The 1594-nt window shown below is 43.0% G+C and carries 1 protein-coding gene; it reads left to right on the top strand.

The features are described 5' to 3' along the window. Window positions 1-258 precede the first annotated feature (258 nt). On the top strand, window positions 259-1482 hold the full coding sequence (locus HMPREF0519_RS12610) for an IS110 family RNA-guided transposase (RefSeq protein ID WP_003636804.1): 1224 nt from the start codon (window positions 259-261) through the stop codon (window positions 1480-1482). The last annotated feature ends 112 nt before the right edge of the window (window positions 1483-1594 follow it).

Below are 1594 nucleotides of genomic sequence, written 5' to 3'. Positions count from 1 at the left end.
GGATCCAACTGGTATAGGCTTTCGCCTCCTGTAGTTTATCTACATTTTAAGAATGCCGCCCAGATGAATTGTTTAAGTTCAAACCACAAGCTGTAGTGTTAGCTGATGATTTTGATAGCTCGCGTTCTATCAAGCAGCTAGTCATTGGATGACTTGTCTACTCATAAATTGCGAGGATGTTCTGAAGATTCATAATTAGGGAGTATCACACAGCACCCAAGCCTATCCAAAATAAGAACGGAAAGGAGGTCTGAATCAATGAACTTGAATGTTGGTATTGATGTTTCAAAATTGAAGCTTGATTATTGTGGAATGGATTCAAATAAGCAAGTGTGTTTCCAAGGTGAAGTAACAAACACCCCGAAGGGGGCCGGTCATATTCGTGATGAGATTTTAAAGCGGTCTCAGCAAGCTGACCAAATTATTATCGGCATGGAAGCAACCTCAGTTTATAATTTCCACCCAACCTTGTTCTTTGAACAAGATGATCGCCTTAATCAGTTAAACGTGACTGTGGTCACTTTGAATCCTAAAGTGACGTACCGTTACAGTAAGTTATTTGATGATGATAAGACCGATACCGTTGATGCCTTTCACATTGCCGATTTCTTACGGATCGGCCGGTATCAAGTTCCGGTTACCCGCGATGAAAAGCACATCGCTTTACAACGCTTGACCCGGGAACGATACCACTTAGTCCATCAGATCAATGATTGTAAAAATCACTTTTTAAATAACCTGTACTACAAGGTGAACACCATCGATACGGTCTTGCCTACCTCAGTCTTTGGGTCAACCATGCTTAGCATTCTGAGTGATGAGAAGTATTCCCTAGATGACCTGGTTCAGATACCCTTGTCAGCCTTAACTGATGAGCTAAATCATTTATCTCATGGCCGGTTTGGCGATGCCAAAAGTGTTGCCAAAGCACTGAAGAAAGCCATTAGAAGTTCTTATCGGCTTAGCAAGACGGTTGCCGATTCCGTTGATCAAGTATTGGCCATGTACGCTAATCAGTTGCGGATGCTTAATCAACAGCTAAAGCTGTTAAATAAAAGCATTTCTGATCTGTGCTCGGTCATTTCAGGTGCAGACTCACTCCAAAGTATTCCGGGAATTGGACCAGTGTATGCGGCCGGATTACTGGCTGAAATCGGCCAAATTGACCGTTTCCCCAATGATGCTAGTCTCGCCGGCTACGCTGGCTTATCATGGCAACGCAGTCAATCAGGAAATCATGAGCGACAATTAACACCGCGAACCAAAAGTGGTAACCAATACCTACGTTATTACTTAGTTGAAGCTGCCAACTCAGTAAGGCGCTATGATCCCACTTATGCCAGGTACTACCAGAAGAAGTTCCGGGAGGTACCAAAGTATCAACATCGTCGAGCTTGTGTGTTGACCGCTAGGAAGCTGGTTCGGTTAATTATTAATCTACTAACTGAACATAAACTGTACACGCCTCCTAAATTGGTCTAGCGCGACGAACATCGCTAACATTGCAAGTTTCTAACCAGTGAATTTTTGTACTTCACTGGGCTGGGGGAAGTATACTCTCCTCACAATTAGAACTATCAATATTTTACGTATC

It is taken from the genome of Lentilactobacillus hilgardii DSM 20176 = ATCC 8290 (assembly GCF_000159315.1).
Classification (GTDB): domain Bacteria; phylum Bacillota; class Bacilli; order Lactobacillales; family Lactobacillaceae; genus Lentilactobacillus; species Lentilactobacillus hilgardii.
This window is presented reverse-complemented; position numbering and strand designations above follow the sequence as displayed.